The following is a 23,563-nucleotide window of genomic DNA, read 5'->3' on the forward strand; positions in this document are numbered from 1 at the left end:
TTTCCTAGAGCTGATCGACGACGTTGGGCAGTAGTCGCTGGAACGCTTCGGCCTGGCGGATCTGCTTGTTGCCGGTGACCTTGCGGGCGTGGTTGCCCCGGTGCTCGGCTCGCTGGCTGTAGTACTCCTGCAGGTACTGCTGGGCCTTCATCTCTTTCATTGCCAGCATTTTGAGCTCAAAGACTTCGCTGATGTCGACAAAGACCGAGGGCGTGAACTCACAGAGTTCAGGCTGGTGGGGTTCGAAGGCCAAAAACTCTGCCGGGGGCGCTGTGCGAAAACCACTGTCCACGCCAGCACCGGCTGTCAGAAGCCGGGCACGAGCCACGGCGGCGTGGGCGACGGGATGGTCCGGGTTGTAAGGGTCCTTCGCCGGGTGAGTGAGGGTCACGTGGGGTTGAAAGTCCCGCATCAATTCGGCAAGACGAGAAATGACATCCGGGCCGATCTCCAGCGGATAGTCTCCCAGATCGAAGGCCTGGAAATCAGCTCCAAGAATTGCCGCTGCCCTTGACGCTTCCTCATGCCGGATACGTTTGACGTTGTCCTCAGTCTGCCCGGGTACCTTCCACAGCTCACCAGATTCCCCCCGTTCGCCGTATGACAGGGCCAAGACAAGTGCCTCGCCGCCAGCTTTGGTGTGGGCGGCAACGGCACCTGCAGAGCGCCAGACGAAATCTGCGCTATGCGCGCCGACGACGAGCATTCTCCTCTTCGACATCAAGGTCTCCTTTATTGGTTGACAAATGTTCTCTAATTGAAATTGCAGTGGACTTGGCCCCAATGCGCTTTGCCGTGGCATCGGGGCCGCGGAACAGGAGGGTAATTTCCTACCGGAGCCACAAGATGTTCAGTTGCTCCTGGCGGGCGAAACGTTGAAGGTGCCGGGCCAGTACGCCTTCTATGTGCTCCAACGAAGCGGTATCAGGGGCGATGACGAGCAGCACCAACTTGTCAGACTCGACAAGCACGATTCCTTTCCCGCCGCCGATAGTGAGGACATCGCCCTCCGGCGATTGTTCCGATGGGACATTCCGGCTCAGGTGGGCGACGAGTTGCTTAGCCCAGCGATGTGGACGGTCAATTGAAATGTCCGCGCGTGATCTCAGCATTGGAGGTAACACTTCAACTCTCCGAAAGGCAGAAAGACAACGGCGCTTCTGGGGACGACGATCCCACGGGTTTCCTTCTTGAGCTGGAGGGGGAGGGTGGCTTGGATGCGGGTGCTTAGGCGGTGGGAACGCGTTCTTCTACTGGAGCTGCCGGCATTTTGAACCGGCGGGCAGTCACGATGATCACGGCAATGACTGCGATGACTGCGGGGATGGTCAAGAGAAGGAAGTTGATTTGCAGAGGGAGCTGGGCTGCCACAAGGGCACCTCCAAGGATCGGACCAGCGATCGCACCGACACGTCCGTTGCCTGACGCCCATCCGACGCCTGTCGTGCGGACATGAACCGGGTAGAACTCCACAGCGAAGGCGTGGATGATAGCCAGGATCCCGATGATTGTTGCTCCTGCCGTGAACAGGGCGATGTTCAGGACGAGCGGGCCAGGCCGAACAGAGAGCACCAGCAGCGAAGCAATTGCCACCGCGAAGTAGCCAATGAGGGTTTTCCGGTAGGAAGTACGCCCGGCCATCCAACCTCCTGCGATCGATCCGAGAAGCCCGCCTGCGTTGAGCACGACAAGTGTCCACATGGCTGAACCAAGCTCAAATCCCGCGTTCTGCATCAGTTTGGGCAGCCAGGTGTTCAGTGCGTAGGTCAGGAGCATGGTCATGATGAAGAAGACCCACATCAGCGATGACGCCAAAGCGTTTCCGTTGGTAAACAGTTGTGCGATGCGGGAGTTCGACTGAGCACGGGCAGGCTGGACTATCTCGAGTCCGGAGTCCCAACCTGGCTCAATCTGCTTCATCACCGCATCCAGCCGGTTCCGATCGCCGCGCAGGGCCAGGAACTCAGGAGATTCCGGCAGGTGCTTCAAGACCACGGGAACCAGGAAAATAGAAAGCCCGGATACGTAGAAGACCCCGTGCCAGCCCAGGAACGGCTCAACCCAGATCGAAATCAGGGCCGCGCTGACGCCACCGACGGCGTAGAAGGCCGATACCGTTGCTACGAAGAGTGCCTTCGACTTGTTAGGCGCGATCTCGCCGGTGAGAGCTACAAGGTTCGGCACCAGTGTTCCCAGGGCAATACCGACGATGAATCGCAATGCTCCCAGGACAAGCACAGACCCGGCGAAGGCGCAGGCAAACGCCGCGAAGCTGACCAGGAGCAGGCCGGCTACAAGCACTTTTCGGCGGCCGTATTTGTCGGCCAAGGGGGCTACGAGCAGTCCGCCGACAAACATCCCGGCCAGGGCCATGGAGGCGACGACGCCAAGGGCTACGGGGTCCGCGCCCCAGTCCTTGATGAGGAGGGGAATGACGGATCCGAACGAAACGAGGTCATACCCGTCGATGACCATGAGGAGAGCGCAGATACCTGCGACTTTGATGTGAAATCGGTTGATTTTCGCATTGCCGACAACGGTGGCGACACTGGTTGGTGACATGGTGGTCCTTCGGTAAGGATTTATTGGATTCCGCCGTCCTCGGCAAAATCGGAGTTGATACGGCCCAGGGCCGTGTTGGACTAGTAGCCCTAGTTTTGGAGCTGCGCCGCTTTCAGCGTGTTTCTGAGTAGTTCAGCAATGGTCATTGGGCCGACGCCGCCAGGCACTGGGGTTATCCTGGACGCCACTCCGCTTACTGCGTCGAAGTCGACGTCGCCCACCAGGCCGTTCGCCGTCCGGTGGATTCCCACATCGATCACTACAGCCCCTGGTGAAATGTGCTGCTTTCCAAGCAGGCCGGGGACACCGGCGGCAGCAATCACCAATGCCGCCCGGCTGGTGACTTCTGCAAGATCTTCCGTTTTGGAGTGGGCAAGCGTCACGGTCGCATCCTTTTGCAGCAGGAGCCGGGACAAGGGATTTCCGACCAGATCGGACCGTCCGACAACAACCGCATTGATTCCCTGAAGCCGAACGCCTTCAGCCTCAAGCAGGGAGATCACGCCAAGCGGTGTGCAGGGCCGCAGTCCGTCCAAATTTCGGGCGAGACGGCCAGCGCTGGTCGTTGTCAGCCCGTCGACATCCTTCTCCCAAGGTATGCGGTCGATGAGGGCCTTGGCATCCAAGTGGCTTGGCAGCGGAAGCTGAAGCAGAATACCGGCAACTGCAGGATCGGCAGCCAATTCATCCAGAACAGCGGCTACCTGTTCCTGCGTCGCATCGGCCGGCAGGCGTCGATGATGATCATCGATCCCCGCCTGTTGCGAGAGCCGACGTTTGCTGCCGACGTAGACTTCAGAGGCCGGGTCATCGCCCACGAGGACGGTCGAGAGCCCAACCGGGCGGCCGGTGGCGCGTTTGAACTGTTCTACCTCGGAGCGGAGCTCTTCTCGGAGACGCGCTGCCAGGCCCTTGCCGTCAATAATCTGTGCCGTTTCCATGGCTAGAACACAATCGTTGTGTTGCCGTCGCGCATGACCTTGTCCTCACAGTGCCAGGCAACGGCCCTGGAGAGGACGCTCCGCTCAACGTCCGCTCCGAAGCGCATCAACTGCGGTGTTGATTCCCGGTGAGTGACCCTGATGACGTCCTGTTCGATGATCGGCCCTTCATCGAGGTCCTTGGTTACGTAGTGCGCGGTTGCGCCGATGAGCTTGACGCCGCGATCCTTGGCCTTCTGATAGGGTCCTGCACCGATGAAGGCGGGGAGGAAGGAGTGATGGATGTTGATCACGGGGACGTCCACTTCGTCCAGGAATTCAGCCGAGATGATTTGCATATACCGGGCAAGGACCACGAGGTCGACGTTGCCGTTGAGCAGTTCAAGGTGCTTGCGTTCGGCCTCCTTTTTATCTCCGGTGACCGGAACGTAAAAGTAGGGGATATCGAAGGGGCGAACCTGGTCCGCGAGGTCGGGGTGGTTGGATATGACCATGACGACATCCATCGGGATTTCACCACGCCGGTGCCGCCACAGCAGATCTAACAGGCAGTGGTCCGTCTTCGAGGCGAAGATTGCCACGCGTTTGCGCTTGGAAGCGTCGGTAAGCTTCCACTGCATGTCAAGCGGACCCGCCAACTTCGCTTGGATATCAGCTTCCAGGCCCTCCTTGCGGGCTGCGTAGCCCGGCAGATGGAACACGGTCCGCTGGTAGAGCGTGCCGTCTTCGGGGCCGGTTGTGAACTGGTCCAGGGAGAGTATGTTGGCTCCGTGCTGACCGAGCAGTTGTGTCAATTTGGCGACGATGCCTGGCTGGTCCGGACAGCTGACAACCAGACGCCCGATGTCCTGGGGCCCTGAGGCGGCGGCAGCTGGTGCCGGGAGTGTCGTGCTAGACGGTTGCAAGGAGATCACCTCGTGATTTATCGGTCTTGTAGGGGGCTGGCCTGACAATGGCTCGGATGGTTTTTTGTGGGTGGCCGGGGGCTCCCCAGATGACGCTGACTTCGGTACCTGGTTCGGCATACTCGACGTCGATGGTGGCCAGGGAGAGCATTTTGCGGAAGTAGTAGCTGTATCCCCGCGAGGTGGCCACTCCTGCAAGGATTCCGTCGACTTCGACGCGGTCCGCCCACATGAAACCGCGTTGGTCCCGAGGCATGTCCATGAAGTCGTAGTGCTCCCCGTCCCGGAACAAGGAAGCCTGAACCTCGGCGACGTCGTCTCCGTCCCATTCGAGGGTTCTGATGACCCGGCGAGGATTCTCCTTCTCTTCAGCGAGGGCTTCACGGCCGAGGAAGTCGTGATCAGTGTTCACTGTTCGGCCCCACCCCAATTCGATGGGGCTGCGGTAGTACTCGCTGATGTCCTTTCCCTCGTAACTGCCGGCGATATATGCAGGTTGCGCGAAGGCGGGCATTGAGGATTGGAAGTACTTCAGGTACTCGGCCATGTCCTCATCGAAGATCGCCGGGATGTAGTCAGTGGCAATGGTTGGAAAACACGCCTCGAGATGGTTGATCGCGGCCACCCTGCCACCCAACTTGCGGATGCCAAATGCCTTGCCGGCTTCGAGTACGGCGTCGTAGACGGCCTGACCGGCTTCTTTGGGGCCCTGAAGTTCGAACCCGACTTCACCGGCCATGCCCTGGCGAAGGGCATGTATTTCGTGCCCGGCTACTGTGATCGGGACGACATGCATGTATTTGGCGTTCAGTAGTTCGTCTGAGTCCGTGAGGGCTTTGAGGACCTTTACTGCGGCCGGACCCGAGACCTGGAAGATGAACCAGTCTTCTTTCGACACTTGAGCGTTGTAGTTGCCGTGCTCAAGATTGAAAGCAGCCCAGAAGCCGCCGCGCCCGTGGACAACAAAGTCCTCCTCACCGAAGCGTGTGAGCACACCTTCGTGAATGACTTTGCCGCTCCGGTTGGTGTGAATTGCGTGCTTAGACTGCCCGATATCGAACTTCTTGTAGCTGTTCACCGTGGTTTCCTCGAACAGGCGCAGCGCGTCCGGACCGGTGAAACGGTGCTGCCACAAGAAGGACCAGTCGCCGATGTAGCAGCTCTCCTTCCAGGAAAGGCTCTCGTCAAGCCAGTCCGTGTACTCCGGCTGGCCGAAGCGGCTCCACGCGTATCCTTCCGGAGCCTTGCGCATGCTGTCGACGGTGTACGTCATTGTTTCCACCTTTTCTTGCGTATTTGCTGAGGAGCGTTCCGCGGATTTCTTCACGCTTCCGCTCACTTGGTTGATGCTTTTGTGCTCTGCATCACCACCTAATTCACGATAAAGCCGAACGTATTATTTATCAAATAGAATGTATGAATGTCAGAATAGATACTGTCTATGAGGCTTTGTAGGCGTCTCGGATGAAGGACCTGGTGGCAGTGAAAGGCGTTACGAGAATGCTCGGTTTGGCGGGCGATCGGTCCTCATAGCTATTTGATGGGCCGTTTGGCATAGCGAATGCGTCCCGAAATCCGGTTGCCGCTATGCCGTACGCGTTGGTCGCCTCTAATGCGTGCTGATCAGGGTTTCGGGGGCAGGACGGTGAGGTGGATAGCGGCGCTGCCTGCACATGGGCGGAAGTCATGCGCGTGGACCCACGGGTCGGTAAGGTCGGGTTGGTCGCCCGTCAGTAGTGTTCCTCCGGGCCAGAGGTCAGCAGGGGCAGCATTCAGACCAGACCCGTGGTGCAGGAGGGGCTGATTGGCAAGCGGAAATAGAGCCAGGGCCGCGCAGGTGGCTTCCGCGCCTTGAGTGGGTGGAGCTGGGTCCGCTGCCGTTTGGTGTTGGCCATGACGGGGTGGGCGGCGAATATAACACGCAACCCCTGGACGGCAGTAGCGATCCAGGGGCGCGTGCGATCACCGGGCTGCTGGCGGAGCACAGCTTCGGTGAGTGTCGGGTGAAGCAGCAGTTTCAGTGGTGGTGTCTGTTGGTCAGGGGCGACACCACCACTGCGGGATCTGTCAGGCGCGGAATGTCACTGTGTGGGGTTCCGTGAAGTCAAGGATCCCGTCGGTTCCCATCTCTCGGCCGATTCCGCTCTGCCGGAAGCCGCCAAATGGAGCGCGGTCATCGCATGCACCGGCGTTTGCCTGGTTCACCCACGTCGTGCCGGTCCTCATTCGCCGTGCTATGTCACCGCCAAGTTCCTCATTGGAGGTCCACACCGATGAACACAAACCGGACCATTCATTGTTCAACTGCCCGATCAATTCATCGAGGTCATCAAAGGGCATAATCGGAACCGTCGGGCCGAACTGTTCCAGAGTGACGATATCAAGGTGGGCTGGAGGATCGAGAACCAGCGAGGGCAGAAGATAGTGGCCAGCGCCAGCAAGGGCCTGTTCCGTCATCCGACCGAACTCACGGACCTCAGTTCCAGTGCGGCGAGCCTGATCAAGGAGTTGAATGACGTGGTCACGCTGTGCAGCGCTGTTCAAGGGGCCCATGTTTACGGCAGGATCAAAGCCGTTGCCCACTATATAGTTTTCGAGAATACGGCCCATTCCATCGGCAAGTTCTGCGAAGCGGCTACGAGCAACGTAGATGCGTTTGACGCTCATGCACACTTGCCCGGACGTGAGAAAACACGCTGCGACAAGCTCTGAGAGCATAGAGTCGCTGAGCTCCGCGTCATCAAGAATGATGGCAGGGTCGTTGCCGCCGAGTTCCAGCGTGACCTTGGTCAGCGATTGTGCTGCCAGTGTCATGATGCGAGTGCCCGCCGCGGTGCTGCCAGTGAAGACAACGTGTTGGACTCTGGAGTCGGTGATTAGTGGTTCGACGTCAGAATTTGCGCCGCTGATCACGTTGATCACCCCTTTGGGTAGCCGTGAACCAAGAATCTCCAGAGCGCGCATAACCGCAAGCGGCGTAGTGGGCGGCGCTTTGACCACGACGGTGTTTCCGGCCACGAGCGCATATGGAAGACTCGCCGCCAGGATTGCCAACGGCCAGTTGAACGGGACAATGATGCTAACGACGCCTACCGGAAGCCGGTGAACTTCCGTCCGGAAAGGCGGGCCGGCAAGCCGTACCGGTTCAGCGACCGTCGCCGCTAGCTCACATGCCGCGCGGAAACGAAGTTCGAACACGGTGACATCTATGGACGCCTCTTGCAAGGTCTTGCCGTTTTCGCGCACCAGGAGTTCCGACAGTTGATTCTCGTAGCCCTCGATCCCGCTTAATGCGTCCAGGATGAGCGAGACCCTGTCGAGTATCGGGGTTGCGGCCCATCCAGGGAATGCAGCGTCGGCTGCGGCAACGGCGGCGCGGGATTCGTGCAACGACGCGTCTGCGGAGTAGCCGACAGCCGTGCTCGGATCGGAAGGGTCATGAACAGGTGACCAGTTGCCGGTTTCGATAGTGGTTCCGTCGATGAACAGCCCAGCCCGGGTCTGGGTGGCACGGGAAATATTCGTGGTCATTTTTGACACATACTTTCGTTCATGCCGATAGACGGCGAGTGATGGAGAGAGTTGTGATTCATGTGGATTTGTCGACCTAGGCTGCACTCTTGAACTTGCGCTCGGTCCGCGTCAGCTGGCCCAGCTTTGCAGCCGCTTCGCGGTGCCGCTCCGGCGTTGAGATGGTTGGGTCCGGTAGGACTTTCTCTTTCGCAAAGAAGGCTGCCAGGATGATCAGCTCGAATATTTTGGTGACAAACCTGCTGGTATACGGGATCCGGTGGACCCTGTGGCTTGGCTCGTCGAGCAACGACTTGATGAGGTTCCTGCCGACCCAGTGGAATCCCTTGGGAAACCAGTTCTCGCCAAATTTGTCGATCAAGAGCATCGCTGCTTTATGTCCGACGTCTGTCTGTGGCCAGTCCCGGGCCTCGAAGTCCGCCATGTAGGTGAGCATTCCTTCGAAGTTTTCCGGGAACTGGTCCGAAACCGGACCGACTTCGCTGAGGAACATCTTGGAGACCTCATACCAGTACTTGTGTGTGGCGATCCGCTGGTTCTCGGTAAAACCGGGCATTCCCACGCGCAGTCGGAGTCTGTGCATGTCCGCCCCGAGGACACAGATGGTGTAGATGAAATCATCGACATTGGAAAAGAGCCCGGGGTTCTTCTTCCAAATCGCCTCATGAATCTTGTTGACGATATCAACGGATTTTTGCATTTCGGGACTGGATGGCCCGCGCTCGAACCAGGTCCACAGGTGATCGGTTGTATCTTCCTCGCGCTTGTCAGTTCGCGCGAAGATCTTGTTGGTTGCTTCCAGTGACTTCGGTCCGGTGGGAGGCAGGGTGAAATGGGGAAACCCGGTTGTGTAAAGGAAGCTCATCATGAAGTCGTTGACCCAATAGCACGTCGATAGCTTCCAAATAGTTTCGTAGTCGACGTTAGGGTCCAACCGCTCGATTTCCGCAGAAATCCATTTGTAGCCACGCTGCTTAGTCATTTGTACTCTCCCAGAAAGTTAAGTATCGGCGCGAGGAGCCGTCATTGGTCTGACGGCGCTGAGCGACTTGCCCTCGCATGCCGGCGACGGTGTACGTCATTGTTTTCCACCTTTTTTGCGTAATTGCCGAGCGAGCGTACTTCGGGTTTTCTCACGTTTTCCGCAGGCCGGGCCGGATGCTATGTGCTCTGCATCACCACCTGATTCACGGTAGGCCTCAGACCTTTGTTTATCAAATAGAATTTGCGTATATAAAAATAGATGTTGTCTATGAGGGTGGTTCTTCCACTACTCTGTGGGTATGGACGAACCTGGCGCGAAGTACGATCTGAACCTCCTGCGCGTATTTGCATTGGTGTTTGAGACGCGAAGCGTGACTGATGCCGCTGAAATCCTGACCATCAGTCAGCCTTCGGTCAGTTATGCACTTTCCAAGTTGCGAAAGGTGTTCACAGACCCGCTTTTCCTCCGCGGCCCCAATGGTTTAGAGCCAACACCAATGGCTCTCGGTCTCTATCCAGAATTGAGCCAATCGCTTCGTGCTTTGGACTCTGCAGTGCGGGGTGCAGCTACCTTTGACCCAGCAGTCAGCACGCACCGGTTCAGGCTGATGATGACCGACCTGGGCCTGATGGCGCTGTTTCCTTACATCATTCGCGCTGTTCTGGCAGCCGCGCCCAACGTAGGAATCGACGTCATTCCACTGGACACAGCGCAGCTTCATGACCGGTTGGTGCGGAATGAGGTCGATGCCGCGATCGGCATTCCCGCAATCCATGAGGACGATTTGCTCATTGAGCCACTGATGGATATGCCCTATGTAGGCATATGTGCCCTTGAGCACCCTCGCTTGTCCGCCAGCCCTTCCCTCCAAGACCTTGGTGCGGAGAAGCACATTGTGGCCTCCAAAGCGCTGGGCCACGAGCACGTCCTCCAGCGCCTGCGTGAGGTAGGCATCGGCGACTCGGTCACAATCACCCTTCCCAGCTTCGCGGTAGTATCGCAGGTCCTCGCCGTCACCGACCATGTGAGTGTGGTGCCCAAGGCTTTGGCTGATATAGCCGAATCTCAAGGGAACATTCGCCAGTTCACGCTTCCCTTTAGTATCAAGCCTGGGCGTGTCACGCTCTACACCTGCCGACGCACCGTGCCGTCCCGGCCTGTCGAATGGCTCCGTTCCACTATCGCCGCCGGACTGGCCGTGTATCCGTACCCGAACTACGTCAATGGGGGAGTGCCGGAGGTATCTGTGTATGGTCCTGACGACCAAGAAGAAAATAGCCCGTAACCCACTACAGACTTACCGCGCGAAGAACGGTGCACCAGTAACTAATACCTCGCGGAAAGAGTTTGGGTTCTGGCGGTTTGACCACCAGGGTCGCAGTAGAAGAACTGAGGCTGCTGTACCGGCTCGTATGGGACGATCACCCATTCCCCACTGTAGAACTCCACATACGAGTCTTTCGGGCAACGAACAAAGGCTTCTTCTCGTGTCATCGCCTACACTCCCTTTCCTGCTTTCGTAACGGTTACGGTTCTTCCCAGGACTTCAGAATGTCGCGCAGTGCTGCGTTCGGGACGGGGGAAACTACGCGATTGACTACCCGATCTTGTTTCCACTGGGTGCGCCGTGCTCCGATCCTGGGAACCGAACCATGCGGAGCAGCACCGCAGAGCCCCCAGTGCGTCAGAGGCGCAACTTCTCAGTCTGAGCTGGATCGAAGCGGTGGCGTGCGCGACTGTGCGCGCACGGACAGCCTTTGTGCTTTAGTAGGCATATGGCGGAATCAATCGAGGATTACGCACTGCTGTCGGACCTTACGACGGGGCCCCTTGTGTCCAAGCGAGGAAGCGTCGATTGGCTCTGTTTCCCGCGCTTCGACTCTCCTTCGACTTTCGCGGCCTTACTTGGAACAGAGGAGCACGGCCGCTGGGTTATCGCCCCTCAGCACATGTCAGCGCAGGTGATCGACCGACACTACGTGGAATCGACTTTTGTCCTGGAGACCATCTGGGAAACCGCCGAAGGTCGGGTCAAAGTGGTCGACCTCATGCCTGTAGGCCTTCCGGGTTCATCCATATTGCGACGAGTCATCGGGCTTGAAGGTGAAGTTTTGATGCGCCAGGAACTGTCGATTCGTCCCCAGTACGGTGCACTGAAGCCATGGACAAGTCGTGTTCGTTCCGGTTCGAAAGACAGTTTGGTTGCCATGGCCGGCCCGGATGCCTGGGCTCTCCACTGCGAAACGCTGCCGGACCCGCACGCTCAGGGCCATGGCAGTTCGTTCGCCGTTGCCTCCGGCCAGCATCTGGACTTCGAGCTGGATTGGTTTCCCTCATATCGGCCGCTCCCAGACCCGGTTGATTTTGATGTCGCACTCAGCGGGGCGCTGAGGTTTTGGAAAACCTGGGGAGGAAATTGCCGTCAGGATGGGCCCTATAGCCCCATGGTGAAACGGTCCCTCCTCGTCTTGCGGGCCTTGTCCCACTTTGAAACGGGTGGCATCGTTGCAGCTCCAACGACTTCACTGCCCGAGGAGTTCGGGGGAACGCGAAACTGGGACTACCGATTTTGCTGGCTGCGGGACGCGGCGCTCACTCTCGAGTCCATGCTCACGCACGGCTATGAGGCGGAGGCTCTCAAGTGGCGGAACTGGCTATTGCGGGCCCTCGCCGGAGACCCCGAGGATATACAGATTATGTATGGGGTGGCGGGCGAGCGTGACCTGCCAGAAAAAGTCTTGGACCACCTCCCTGGGTACAACGGCGCTGTACCAGTCCGCATAGGTAACGCAGCGGCCTCGCAGTACCAAGCCGATGTGGTCGGCGAAGTAATGGTGGCGTTGGAACGGCTACGACTCGCCGGCGGTAAAGAAGATTCGTTTTCCTGGCCGCTTCAGCGTGCGCTCCTGTCCTTTGTTGAGAAGCACCTCGATGACGAGGACTTCGGATTGTGGGAGATGCGGGGCCCCACCAGGTATTTCACCCATTCCCGGGTCATGATGTGGGCTGCGTTTGACTGCGGTGTCCGGGCCGTTCGAGAACACGGGCTCACCGGACCGGTCGACCGTTGGGAACAGCTCCGGGACCGTATGCGCACAGAGATAATGGAACGAGGCTTTAGTCAGGAACTCAACTCATTTACGCAGAGCTACGGGGGTGTCCAGACCGATGCATCCCTCCTGGTCCTTCCGCAGGTGGGGTTTTTGGCTTACGACGATGAACACATGCTTGGAACCGTCTCGCGGATTGAAAGGGAGTTGCTGGCCAGCGGGGGTTTGTTGATGCGATACCGGACCGACAGCGGCGTTGACGGCCTTGAACCTGGCGAGCACCCTTTCCTGGCTTGTTCGTTCTGGCTGGTGGAGCAATATGCACGCAGCGGCCGCCGGGACGAAGCACATAAGCTCATGGATCGGCTCGTCGGGCTGGCCAACGAACTGGGTCTTCTCAGTGAAGAGTTTGATGTTCAACAGCATCGGATGGCGGGGAATTTCCCGCAGGCATTTTCGCACCTGGCCTTGGTCAGAGCTGCCGATGCTATGCATGGCGTGGATAGGCTGAGCCTGGCAGTTCCGGAAAGTGCTCAGGCCTCATCGAAGGGAAACCTGTCCGCACCATGACGGAGGCTAAGGGACCGGGCAACTTAAGGCTGCAGCTGACAAACTTCGTCGGCCGGCGGAAAGACATAGCCAATGTGCGCGACGCCATGGCGGAGTCCCGGCTTGTCACCCTCATCGGCCCTGGAGGAGTTGGGAAAACGCGGCTCGCCCTTCACGTCGGGATGATGGTCAGAGCGTCATTCGAAGATGGCGTCTGGCTGGTGGACCTTGCGCCGTTGACCGATCCCGCATTAGTCCCTGAAGCTTTGATGTCAGCACTCGAGATTCGTACTACGTCGACCCAAAGCGTTGCTGATCAATTGAGTGCGCACCTTTCGCAGCGGCATTTGCTGGTGATACTCGATAACTGCGAACATGTGCTGCCTGGCTGTCGGCTACTGGTTGAGAAACTGCTCGAAAACAGTCCCAGGCTGAGCATTCTGGCCACAAGCAGGGAACGGCTGGGGGTCAAAGGCGAAAGGATATTGCCCGTCCTACCCTTTGAGCTTCCGCAAGCCAACGAAGTGCTGGATGAAACAGCTGTCCGGCGGATCGACTCGCTGGCATTCCTCCATGATCGGGCCAGGGCCAGCTCCCCGGACTTCCGGATCACCAATGAAAACATTGCCGCAGCGGCCGAACTCTGTATCCAACTCGACGGGATCCCCCTGGCTCTTGAACTTGCTGCGTCGCGCCTTAGATCACTCAGTGTCAGGCAGCTCCTGGAGCGACTCAAGAGCCGCTTCGCGATTCTGACCTCCGGGAGTCCAACGGCCCCGCCCCGTCAACAGACCCTGCGTGCACTCATCGACTGGAGTTATGAACGGTGCTCTTCGGAAGAAAAGGTTCTTTGGCGGCGGATGTCGGTGTTCGCCGGAAGCGCCGATCTCGACGCCATAGAACGCACCTGCTCCGACGAGATCCTCTCCCAGAGCTCCATTCTCGAGGTGGTCGACTCTCTTGTTTCCAAGTCGATCCTCATTGCCATCGTGACCCCGAAAAGCGTCAGGTATCAGGTTCTGGAGACCATCCGCCAGTATGGTCTTGAGCGCGCGCAAGACGCCGGCGAGGAGGCAGCTCTGCGCCGAAGGCACCTCCAGTACTACCTGGAACTTTCCCAATCCAGCGCTGAGGAATTTTGGTCGCAGGAACAGAACATATGGATTAGCCGACTACGTGTGGAGCACGAGAACATACGGGCGGCTCTCACGTATTGCACTGCCCGCATGGAGTCCTCAGATGTCTTGGCTTTACAGCTCGTAACAGCGCTTCGATTTCACTGGATGGTCGGAGGCTTCGTCAGCGAGGGCCGTCGGTGGTTGGATCTGGTCCTCGCGGCGTCGACCGAGCATGATATCGAGAAGTGCCGCGCCCTATGTGTCGCCGCCTGGATGGCGTCGGTCCAAGGCGACTTGGCCGGGAGTCACCAGCGTCTCACGGAATGCACCCTTCTTCTCGAAGAATTGAGGGCCGCCGGGAAGATTTCGGAACCAGATTTTGACGACATTGAAACCCAGATCCAGATCTGGTCCGGCAGCCTCCTCCTCTTTGGGGGAAATCCATCCGCAGCCGCCGCAACATTCGAAAAGGCATTGGCGCGGAGTCGGGCGGCGAATCGCATCGAAGGCACCATGTTGGTGCTGTTTCAACTGAGCACCACGTATGCGCTGATGGGCGACTTCCCAAAGGCTGAAGAAGTTTCAGGAGAGTCAATAGCGATCAGCGATACGGTCGGTGAGACCTATGCAAAGTCCCTGACGTTATGGTCGAAGGCCTACTGTGCCTGGGCGCAGGGGAACCCGGAAGGTGCCCTCGAATACGCCCACCAGAGCCTTGCCCGTGCCTTGGTTTTCGACGACAAAGTAGTGACGGCACTCAACCTTGAGGTCGTTTCCAGTGCACTCGCCGAGCAAACCAAATATGAGGACGCAGCGGTCATCCAGGGAGTCGCGTCCCGTGTCTGGGAAGCCGTGGAAAGCAGCATTGATTCCTTCGGTCCGGATCTGGCCGGAGCCCACGACAGATGGGCCAAGCGGGCCCACAAGGCACTCGGCCCTCGAACCTATCGTGAAGCTCTCGCGAGAGGCTATCGAATGAGCCCAGAAGAAGTGAGAGCCCGGGTATTGGGCTTTAAAGTTTCCGAGCAAGATTCAGCCTCCGACAGGGAGGCAGGCGCGCTGACCAAAAGACAACGCCAAGTAGCAACACTTATTGCCGACGGTCAGAGCAACCGCGAAATTGCAGACAACTTGGTCCTGTCGACAAGGACCGTAGAAGGACATGTCGAGAGCATTCTGTCCAAACTGGGTATGACCTCCCGTACCCAGATTGCCTCATGGATGAACCGGCGATCGGTCCCGGATCGCTGAGGCGGGTCTCAGGAAATGACTTCTCGGGACACCGATTCCCGTGCGTCGGCTTCTTTCCGCCCGGCCATTGATGCGCTCAGAGTCTATGGGCGAACCTACGTGAACGTATCACATGGTCTTTCCCTCACCCTCGACATCGAGAATGGCAGGTGTGTGCTGTCGGAACTCAAAGTTGGTGGACATGTGGTGATCGCAGTGGGAGGGGGCTGTTTGTGCTGATTTAGCAGGGATCTTTTCTCCTTGTTTATCAGCGAAAAACATACCCCTCACATAGACCCCCGGGTCCCTGCCCCTAACTATGTATGCGTCAGGGCGCGGGCCGACCTGCCGTCAAACTGCGTGCGGCGTTCATCGCGCGGACACACAGCCTGCTCAAGCCCGGCTCGGTGCTGCTGCCCGGGCTCGCCGTGGGCGATGCGGTGGAAGGCGAACGGGGGCCTTGACAATCCACGTGATCCGCGTCGGCCGAGGCATTCATATTCGGCGGGGATTAATGTCTCGTATCGCGTCCGTACAAAGCTGGAGGAGCATCGCCACCGGGAGAAGCTTCAGCCGGGCGGAATCCCTCGTCCAAGCGGTCATGCATCGAGACTTTGGTCAGCGACTGATGAATGAAGTCACCCACCCGAACCTCGACGCGATCATTTCCGCCACTGACCTGGCCACGGCGAACGCGGTCCGGTTCGGCAGCCTTGTTTCTTCCAGCTCACCGTACGGTCGGATCACCGACTCCGTTCCGGTCGCCGACGCGGTCGCAGCATCAGCTGCCTTCCCTGCACTCCTTCCGGCACTAACGTGAAAATGGAGTCTTGGCCGGGGCCTGTTATGCGGCCGGGCGGGGTTCGAGGGTGACGGTGTAGCCGAGGGATTCGAGCTGGTGGACGGCGCGGATCTGTGCCTGGACGGGCTTTCTGCGGACGAAGTAGTCGGGTCCCGGGTCGGCATAGAGTTCGCCGTTGGTAAGCATGTGCCAGATGGCGATGAGGATCGACTGTTCGAGGGCGACGAGTGCTTTCATGGGCCCGCGCCGGGATTTGACGCGGCGGTACTTCGCGCCGAGGTAGGTCGTTTGGGACCGGGATACCGAGAGGGCCGCGGTGCCCAAGGCGCGTTTGAGGTACCGGTTCCCGGGCCGCGTTTTCGTGGACTTGACCCGTCCTGCCGATTCATTGGCCCCGGGCGCGGCCCCGGCCCACGAGGCCAGGTGCCCGGCGGTGGGAAAGATGCTCATGTCGGCCCCGGTTTCGGCGATGATGACATCGGCGATCCGGTCACCGATGCCCGGGATGCTCGCTAGCAGTTCCCGGGCCTGGGCGAAAGGGGCCATGAGTCCTTCTAGCCTGTCATCAACCCGCCGAAGATCATTGCTCTGCGCATCGATCCGGTCCAGGTGCAGCCGGGCCAGGAACCTATGGTGGTCATTGAACCGCCCGGTCAAGGCCTCGACCAGCGCCGGGATCTTCGGGCGCATCCTTGTCCGTGCCATCTCAGCGAGAACCGTCGGGTCCTCTTCGCCGCCGATCAGCGCCTCGAGCATGAGCCGTCCGGAGACACCCGTGATATCGGTTGCGACCGAGGAGAGTTTGATGCCAGAGTCCTCGAGCATCTTCTCCAGCCGCAGAATCTCCCGGGAGCGTTCATCGGTGATTGCCGTCCGGGCCCGAGTCAGGTCGCGGATCCGGCGGATATCGGCCGGCGGAACAAAACAGCCGCGGACCAGCCCGTGGGCGCCAAGCTGGGCCAGCCACGCGGAGTCCGAGACGTCGGTCTTGCGCCCGGGCAGATTCCTCGCATCCCGGGCATTGACCAGTTGAACGTTGAGACCGGCCTCCTCCAGGATGAAATAGAACTGGCGCCAATAATCGCTGGTCGCCTCTATCACGACCAGGCCCACGCGTTCGCGGAGCAGGTGACGGGCCAGTTCATGAACCTGGTTCGTCATCGAGGTCCACGTCGTGATCGTCTGCGTGATCTTCCCGCCGCCGGCAACACGCACGCAGGCCTTTGCATCGCGCTTGGACACATCCAGTCCCGCGCACCGTTTGAATAGGACATCCATGGTTCCGGCCCTCCCGCCGTTGTCGGATCGTAAGGTGTGTCCCGGACGAGAAGGCAAGGAAAGGCAGAAATCTAACGTTCGTGCTCGAGGCAACAGTCCACGGTCCCCGCGGACGAAGGGCCCTCCGCCACCAAGCTAATACACGGGCTCACAGGCCCCATAGGCAGACCAGGGACGCATCCGGAACACGCCACCAGTATCGGCCCGGCGGCCACCGCCCGGAAAGGCTGAAGTACTCCGAAAAGGCGGGGGGCAGGCACCCGTTTTCCCCTTCCACGGAGGGACGCGGCAGCGGACCTGGGGAGCTAGTACGCAACTACACGTTCGAGGCATTCGACACCGGCATCAGGACGGTTCAGCGCCTTTCGATGACCGACGGGGGCGTCTACGACAACCTCGGAATCACACCACTGCTTCCTGGACGGTCGTCGAAACACACAGCCCATGTATACGACCTCGACTATGTGATCGCAGTTGACTCCGGTCGCGGACGAGAGACGGCCAAGCCCGCGCAGTACCTGATGAACCGATTGAAGCAGACACTGACGATCTCGCACGGGGCGTGTCCAAGACTCCGGACGGTCTCTCCTGAACGTCGCCGCCGGAAATGGACTCGACGGTTTTGTCCACGTGTACCTCGGGATGCGCGACCATTTAGTGCGCCCGCTCGCCGACCTCGTGCCGCGAGACGTCGCCCGTCGCTGTCCGACAGACTTTGCGGCCATGTCAGATGCGATGTTCGACGCAGTCACGATTCGAGGCGAGCAACTGACGAGACTGGTGATCGCCCGGCACGCTCCGAACTTGCGCTGAATCGGAGAGGGCACACCCGTAGGCGCGACGAGGTATCTTCACACAGAACGTGTCAGCATCAGGGCATGAGGAAGACGCGGAAGCACGGAGATCCGATCATCTGGCGTGGCGGCCTGCAGTGGACGAAGGCCGCACGGATGCAGGCCGCGCGGTTCGAGCACGCTGCCATGGAACTCTATTCGGCGTACTTCGACGCTTCGATGCGGGCAGACCTTGAGGGCCACAAGGACCCCTGCTCGCTCAAAGATGGCGCGACAGCCTTGATGGCCGCCCGCCGTTCGACCCGCAACGGCCGTTCTGTGTCCCCGCAGCGGCTTTGAGCATGCAGGTCGCTGCTGAGCACCAGTTCCTGTTCGTGGCGTTGAGGAATGCGCGGCGTGCCCACGACAGGCTCCCCGCAGGCGTGAAGCCTGCGGTGCCAGGCGGGAAGGCAACCACCCTGCTGCGCCCGCCATGGAGCATTGGGACGAGGAGGGTGGACCATCGATCGGTGAGCTACTGGAGATCGAGTACAACCGGCGGGTGCTGGACGACGCGATTCTCATCGCGAGACTCTCGTCTCCGGATGAAGAGGAGAGTGCGAGGAGGCGGTACAACGACGAACCCATGACGCTCCATGCATCGTTCAGCGTGTCGAAGCACGAGGTGACAGTCGGTGGCTTCACCGTGGAGGAGTTGCAGGAATGGCTGGAATTACTGGATGTAGCCATGCGGGTAGCACTTGCCGAGGCGGGGCTCGACGCACCGGGTTGAGGATTCGATCGTGGCTGGAGACGACAACGTCGCATGGCCTGCCGACAGATTCCGGGGACGGCTATGGGGGATTCTGCAGGTAGAGGTCGATGAATGGGCCGCGCGCCCTTCGGCTCCACAGTTCGACGTCCCATTCGAAGGCCTCCGTTATGACGGCTGACTCCACCCCTCCTCCTGCCGCGACGGGTCTTCGATCAGGTCAATGTGTGTGAATGGCCCAGGTAGTCGTCGTGGAGGGGTAGCTCTTCTCAGGTCGGCAGGCGGTCGGGCAGCGGATAGATACGGGCGGTCCCTTCGGGGACCACATCCCTCGACCGCAGCGGCTCGGGAACGTGAACGACGACCGCGACGTGGTCCGCGATGCGGATGTGCGTCACTAGAGTGAGTTCCATGAGCCGTCGCATCCCACCAAGCTGGGCCTGCGAGCAGGACGCGGCGTCCGGTGCCTTCTGAACCCAGTCGAAGACGCCGTTCTGCTTGCGGACACGGAAGAGGTGCACGGCGAATCCGTCCGGGACGCTAACAAGCGCATGCCGGGAAGGCTCGTCGACGAGGAGCCTGAAGGGCTGGGACACGTTGAGGTTGACTGCCGTCTTCGCGAACCATCGCGCAAGGATCGTGGCTTCGTCATCGGTGATTCGCCCGCGGCACGGACTCTGAGTCAGGATCGGCATGGCGCTTATCTCCAGCAAGGACATCCAGCCGTTGTTTCACCCGGCACAGACCTCGCCGTTGAAATGGGCGCGCAGTCGACGCTCCCCGCGCTCAAACGCGACACGCCGCCGAGGGGCATGCTGATGCGGGTGGGGTCGATTCGCTCATCCATGGCCCTGTGGTGCCTGAGAAGCCACTGCGGGAAGATGTGCTCCTTCGATCGAGTCCCAGCGGGGCTGTCGCAGAACCAGCAGAAGGCGACTACTCGATGGGCGAGCGGGCGGCCTGCCTCGATCAGGTTCCGATCGAACTTTCGCGGTCTGTCGAGAACTTCACGGCACTTCATTCACTCGAGGCATTCTTCGCGGCAGGGACCCCGCAACCCCCGTTACGACGTCCTGTTCCGTTTGGCTTGCTCCACCAGTTCGGTCAGCCACGGCCGGTGCCCACGGTGGAACACGATTCCTTCGCGCAGGCCTTGGATGGAGGGGACGGAGTTGGCGATGTCGATGGTGATCCGGCCGTTGCCCATGGGCGCATTGCTGATATGCAGGTCGCCGTAGGACTCCGGGAGCACGGGGTCCATCCATAGGCCACCGCGGGAAACGTGGGTGTCATACTGCATCAGGCTCGTCAAGAGTAGGATCGGTGTGGTCGCTGCCCAGGCCTGTGGCGCGCATGCCGTTGGATAGGGCAATGGCTTGGCGAATTGGTCCCGGCTGAAGCCGCAGAACAGCTCTGGGAGTCGGCCATCAGAGTACTCCGCCGCCTCCAGCAGGGCGTTGGAGATCCGTTGTGCTTCCGCCACGAAGCCGTAGCGTACCAGGCCGGCCGTGATGATTGCATTGTCGTGTGGCCATACTGAACCGTTGTGGTAGCTGGCAGGATTGTAAGCGCCCATGTCACTCGCCAGGGTTCGCACGCCCCAGCCGCTGAACATCTCCGGAGACATCAGGCGTTCGACCACCTGCGGAGCTTTATCCTCATCCACCAGGCCGAGCCACAGGCAGTGGCCCATATTGGAAGCACACGCGTCGACCTGACGCTTCTTCCCATCCAAGGCGACGGCGTAGTACCCGCGCTCGGGCATCCAGAACTGCTCGTTGAACCGTTTCTTCAGTTGCGCGGCGAGATCGGCCAGTTCATTCCCTAGAGTCGCATCGCCGGCGTCGTACGCCATCCATGCGCGCGCCAAATATGCGGTATAGACGTAGCCCTGCACCTCGCAGAGAGCGATCGGCGGCTCCGCCAGGGTTCCGTCGGCAAAATTGATCCCGTCCCAGGAGTCCTTCCAGCCCTGGTTGATCAGCCCCTGGTCGTTGAGACGCTCATACTCGACAAATCCGTCGCCGTCCTTGTCCCCGTAATCTCTGATCCACTCCAGCGCGCGGTCTGCATGCGGCAGCAAAGCGGCGATGGTATCCGCTGCGAACCCCCAGCGGCTTACTGATCCGAGCAGCATCACGAACAGGGGCGTGGCGTCTACGCTGCCGTAGTACGTCGATTTGCCGCCCAGGGAAAGCCCGCTGGAGATATCGAGCCTGACTTCGTGCAGGATTTTGCCTGGCTCTTCCTCGCTCATCGGGTCCACCAGGGTGCCCTGCCGGTCGGCCAGCGTCTGGAGCGTGCCCAAGGCCAGGGAAGGGTCCACCGGGAGGGCCATTAGGGACGCCCAGAGCGAGTCCCGGCCAAACAGAGTCATGAACCAGGGTGCCCCGGCGGCTACCATGACTCGGTTAGGATGGTTCGGATCCTCGATGCGGAGGGCGCCCAGGTCGTCATAGCTGCGCCGCAGGGTTCGTTCAATGGAGCGGTTTCCCATTTGCAGCACCGGAATCTTGGCCACCCACTCCTGCCGACGTCGGTCACTCGGCGAAAGTTCGCCGGTATCCGGATGAACAAACAGCATGCTGGGGCTGATTCCGTCAACGAGGGGCACTACGCTAACCAATGCTGTCCATTGGCCGTGGGGCGGGACAACGGTCCGGTACGTCAGGGCCTCTGCCGTGACATCGGCACCCTCGGCCGTGACCAGAACGCCCTTCCGGGCATCCTGCCAAGCGGCCTGGATCGTCAAGGTATCGCCGTCGGAGTGGCGGGTTTCGTGCCACTGCCGAGAGATCCGCGCCTCCTTTACCTCGAAGAGATCCGCGAAATCGGATTCGATCCTAAGGGAAATAACGCATTCTGCAGGATTCAGGGCATAGTTCCGTACCGTGATCTGCTCCAGGATTCCTGTACCGACTTCGCGCAGTCGCTCCACGATCAGCGGGCTGTCCGCATACCCGTCCCCGCGGAGAACACGGCCGGCAAACAGCGCCCGGTACGGCTCTTTCGTCTCGGCTCCCAGCGGCTCCAGGGGCTGTCCATTAATCGTGAGGTTCCAGCCGGACACGATGCGTATGTCCTGAAAGAACACTCCGTGCGGATGTTCGGGATGGATGTCCCCGTTCGGCAAGGAAATGCAGAACGACGATCCCTCCACTAAAGTGACCGTCCCGGCACCTAAGGGCCCGGCCGCCGTGTCGGCATTCCATCCAGCCATTTCCGGTTCCTCCAACGGATTTCCCCTAGGCGACGTGGTCAGATGTTCTGTCCAAGCGCCGCCGGCCTGCATCGTTCTAAGCGACGCTACGCCCGTGTTCCGATTGATGCCAGAGCCACGACTGGATGCCCCATGTTCAGTGAGATTCCGTCACCGTCGCGGATGTAGGTCGGGGGAATGCTCGTGCACAAATTCTTCGGCTAGGCCCTGTTGTTCTGCCTCGGACAGACTTCGGGGCCAGCAGTAGGCCTGCATCCATCTCGTCTTATTTGCCCCGCAGTGCATCCGACCCGGTGGAGCGTATTTGAAGAGCTGGCTGCGTCTGGCTCGGCCCGGTAGACCACAGTGATGGCTGTCTCGAATTTGGCGGTCTTCCACGCCAATGTTGGTCTACTCTGCCCGCAGACCAATGTGTTGCGGATTCTCCAGCGGAAGCAGTCCTCGCTCGGCAAAAACTCGTTTTGCTTCAAACACGGCGTTCAATGCTCTGGGGAAGCCGCAATAGACAGCCGATTGGGTCAGAGCTTCGATAATCTCCGCAGGCGTGAGCCCGACGTTCAGCGAAGTATTCAGGTGAAACTCCAACTGAGCTTCACAGCCTCCCAGGGCGGCGAGGATGCCGAGGGTGACAAGCTGGCGTTGAGCCGGAGACAGAGTGTCCCCGGAGTAGATGTCGCCATACGCGAAAGCAACCATGTGCTCCGCCAAGTCTGGGGCCACACCTTCTAGCGCGGTTACAACGTTTGATCCGGTTCGTGGGTTCAGGGTATTCAACACCTTGAACCCACGTTCAAAGCGCTCGGATCTTGCACTGCGCTTTCCAGTGCCGTCTTGGGTGGGCATTTTTCGTTCCTCGCGCGGTTGCTGGCTGGTCAGGTTACGTGGCTCCAGACGGAGCGGCTTGAAGCATGCTGATCTTGAATCGAATTGTCGGCAGCCGTCTGGGCTCTCGAGCTGCCTCAGTCAGGTTCCCGAACCAGGGAGACTCCGAACGTCCATTGTTCTCGCGGTTGGATGCCACAACTTTCGCGAGTTTTGATCGCTGGGTGGGCGATGCGACGGAATGACCTAATCGAGAGAGCTACGGGGCATTTCTGTGCAGTTCCATACGATATGCATAGCGTCTGGGATTGAAATGTGAGGAGGTGAACTCGATGAACTTCCCGTCCGCGTCGTAATAGAGACGTTCGATCAGCAAGATCGCGTCACCGGCTTCGCATCCGATCAGCCCGGCCTCATGGTCCGGGGCATTCATCGCGGTAATTTCCTGGCGCGCGCCTGTTATGGGCTTGTCCAGGAAGTGCTCTGCGATTCCGATGACTGTTCCTTCGCCCGGCGACGCCTCTCCCAACTCGGCCAGCTTCGCACCCAGAGTTGGTTCCACGTAGTGGCGGGTCACCACGAACGGCACCCCTTTGTAGGAACGGCGCACGGTGGCCCGGCTCACCTCTATGTAAGTGAGGCCCATGCGGGCAGCTATGGATGGCTCTACGACAACGGAAAATGGCTCTATTACCTCAGTGGTCGTGTCAGGCCAAACAATAATCTCATCGAGGGATCCGATGGACCGCATGTAACGCCCTTGGGAATCCTGGCGGCCATTGACGTAGGTGCCGCTGCCTTGGACCCGGTTTATCAGGCCATCCGTCAGCAGGATTTGAAGAGCTCCTCGAACGGTGTGCCGGCTGACCTTATGGGCAGCCTGCAACTCACTCTCGGTCGGAAGCTTCCGCCCTTCGGAATAAACCCCCGCGGCAATATCGGCCCGAATCTGCGCAGCGAGGGACCGATAAGCAGGAACTGCGCGCTCTTCTCGGGTATGAACCCCCATCCTGTACCTCCGTTGG

At 59.7% G+C, this 23,563-nt stretch carries 19 protein-coding genes; 6 read left to right on the forward strand and 13 right to left on the reverse strand.

Annotation, left to right across the window (positions count from 1 at the left end):
* Positions 1–4: 4 nt before the first annotated feature.
* From ARTSIC4J27_RS10060 to ARTSIC4J27_RS10095, 8 genes are all read right to left on the reverse strand, one after another.
* Complete coding sequence (locus ARTSIC4J27_RS10060) at positions 5–721, reverse strand: PIG-L deacetylase family protein (protein WP_050055056.1); 717 nt, start codon at positions 719–721, stop codon at positions 5–7.
* 109 nt (positions 722–830) lie between these two features.
* Positions 831–1,112, reverse strand: coding sequence for a DUF2218 domain-containing protein (locus ARTSIC4J27_RS22140; RefSeq protein WP_083435401.1), 282 nt, complete (start codon positions 1,110–1,112; stop codon positions 831–833).
* Between the two features lie 115 nt (positions 1,113–1,227).
* On the reverse strand, positions 1,228–2,562 hold the full coding sequence (locus ARTSIC4J27_RS10070) for an MFS transporter (protein WP_050055058.1): 1,335 nt from the start codon (positions 2,560–2,562) through the stop codon (positions 1,228–1,230).
* A gap of 89 nt (positions 2,563–2,651) precedes the next feature.
* Complete coding sequence (locus tag ARTSIC4J27_RS10075; RefSeq protein WP_050055059.1) at positions 2,652–3,503, reverse strand: bifunctional 5,10-methylenetetrahydrofolate dehydrogenase/5,10-methenyltetrahydrofolate cyclohydrolase; 852 nt, start codon at positions 3,501–3,503, stop codon at positions 2,652–2,654.
* Positions 3,504–3,505: 2 nt separating this feature from the next.
* A complete protein-coding gene (purU, locus tag ARTSIC4J27_RS10080; protein WP_235436637.1) occupies positions 3,506–4,348 on the reverse strand; it encodes a formyltetrahydrofolate deformylase in 843 nt (280 codons plus the stop codon).
* Between the two features lie 46 nt (positions 4,349–4,394).
* Entirely contained in the window at positions 4,395–5,681 is a 1,287-nt protein-coding gene (locus ARTSIC4J27_RS23205) for a hypothetical protein (protein WP_235436629.1), read from the reverse strand.
* A 794-nt stretch (positions 5,682–6,475) separates the two neighbouring features.
* A complete protein-coding gene (locus tag ARTSIC4J27_RS10090; protein WP_050055060.1) occupies positions 6,476–7,939 on the reverse strand; it encodes an aldehyde dehydrogenase family protein in 1,464 nt (487 codons plus the stop codon).
* Positions 7,940–8,015: 76 nt separating this feature from the next.
* Complete coding sequence (locus tag ARTSIC4J27_RS10095) at positions 8,016–8,921, reverse strand: hypothetical protein (RefSeq protein WP_083435403.1); 906 nt, start codon at positions 8,919–8,921, stop codon at positions 8,016–8,018.
* A 301-nt stretch (positions 8,922–9,222) separates the two neighbouring features.
* Here ARTSIC4J27_RS10095 and ARTSIC4J27_RS10100 point away from each other — a divergent pair, with 301 nt between their 5' ends.
* The 4 genes from ARTSIC4J27_RS10100 (at position 9,223) to ARTSIC4J27_RS10115 (ending at position 15,691) form a co-directional block, all read left to right on the forward strand.
* Positions 9,223–10,209 carry a LysR family transcriptional regulator gene (locus tag ARTSIC4J27_RS10100; protein WP_050055062.1) on the forward strand — a complete coding sequence of 329 codons (987 nt, stop codon included), beginning with the start codon at positions 9,223–9,225 and terminating at the stop codon, positions 10,207–10,209.
* A gap of 490 nt (positions 10,210–10,699) precedes the next feature.
* Positions 10,700–12,544 (forward strand): glycoside hydrolase family 15 protein, encoded by a 1,845-nt coding sequence (locus ARTSIC4J27_RS10105; protein ID WP_050055063.1) that lies wholly within the window; start codon positions 10,700–10,702, stop codon positions 12,542–12,544.
* Positions 12,541–14,892 (forward strand): ATP-binding protein, encoded by a 2,352-nt coding sequence (locus ARTSIC4J27_RS10110; RefSeq protein WP_050055064.1) that lies wholly within the window; start codon positions 12,541–12,543, stop codon positions 14,890–14,892. The genes ARTSIC4J27_RS10105 and ARTSIC4J27_RS10110 overlap by 4 nt, the downstream gene beginning before the upstream one ends.
* A gap of 607 nt (positions 14,893–15,499) precedes the next feature.
* Positions 15,500–15,691: a hypothetical protein gene (locus ARTSIC4J27_RS10115; RefSeq protein WP_050055065.1), complete on the forward strand. Its 192-nt coding sequence runs from the start codon at positions 15,500–15,502 to the stop codon at positions 15,689–15,691.
* Between the two features lie 24 nt (positions 15,692–15,715).
* Here the strand turns inward: ARTSIC4J27_RS10115 and ARTSIC4J27_RS10120 are convergent, their stop codons facing one another.
* Positions 15,716–16,951 carry an IS110 family RNA-guided transposase gene (locus tag ARTSIC4J27_RS10120; RefSeq protein WP_050055066.1) on the reverse strand — a complete coding sequence of 412 codons (1,236 nt, stop codon included), beginning with the start codon at positions 16,949–16,951 and terminating at the stop codon, positions 15,716–15,718.
* An 878-nt stretch (positions 16,952–17,829) separates the two neighbouring features.
* Here ARTSIC4J27_RS10120 and ARTSIC4J27_RS10130 point away from each other — a divergent pair.
* Positions 17,830–18,084 (forward strand): hypothetical protein, encoded by a 255-nt coding sequence (locus tag ARTSIC4J27_RS10130; RefSeq protein WP_050055068.1) that lies wholly within the window; start codon positions 17,830–17,832, stop codon positions 18,082–18,084.
* Positions 18,085–18,217: 133 nt separating this feature from the next.
* The gene (locus ARTSIC4J27_RS10135) at positions 18,218–18,517 is read left to right on the forward strand and encodes a hypothetical protein (RefSeq protein ID WP_050055069.1); all 300 of its coding nucleotides are present in this window, start codon (positions 18,218–18,220) and stop codon (positions 18,515–18,517) included.
* Between the two features lie 248 nt (positions 18,518–18,765).
* Here the strand turns inward: ARTSIC4J27_RS10135 and ARTSIC4J27_RS10140 are convergent, their stop codons facing one another.
* The 4 genes from ARTSIC4J27_RS10140 to ARTSIC4J27_RS10155 form a co-directional block, all read right to left on the reverse strand.
* Positions 18,766–19,215 carry a hypothetical protein gene (locus ARTSIC4J27_RS10140; protein WP_050055070.1) on the reverse strand — a complete coding sequence of 150 codons (450 nt, stop codon included), beginning with the start codon at positions 19,213–19,215 and terminating at the stop codon, positions 18,766–18,768.
* Positions 19,216–19,559: 344 nt separating this feature from the next.
* Positions 19,560–21,716 carry an amylo-alpha-1,6-glucosidase gene (locus ARTSIC4J27_RS10145; protein ID WP_050055071.1) on the reverse strand — a complete coding sequence of 719 codons (2,157 nt, stop codon included), beginning with the start codon at positions 21,714–21,716 and terminating at the stop codon, positions 19,560–19,562.
* A 390-nt stretch (positions 21,717–22,106) separates the two neighbouring features.
* Positions 22,107–22,559 (reverse strand): carboxymuconolactone decarboxylase family protein, encoded by a 453-nt coding sequence (locus ARTSIC4J27_RS10150; protein WP_050055072.1) that lies wholly within the window; start codon positions 22,557–22,559, stop codon positions 22,107–22,109.
* Between the two features lie 238 nt (positions 22,560–22,797).
* A complete protein-coding gene (locus ARTSIC4J27_RS10155) occupies positions 22,798–23,547 on the reverse strand; it encodes a GntR family transcriptional regulator (RefSeq protein WP_050055178.1) in 750 nt (249 codons plus the stop codon).
* Positions 23,548–23,563: the final 16 nt, after the last annotated feature.

The organism is Pseudarthrobacter siccitolerans (assembly GCF_001046895.1).
Classification (GTDB): domain Bacteria; phylum Actinomycetota; class Actinomycetes; order Actinomycetales; family Micrococcaceae; genus Arthrobacter; species Arthrobacter siccitolerans.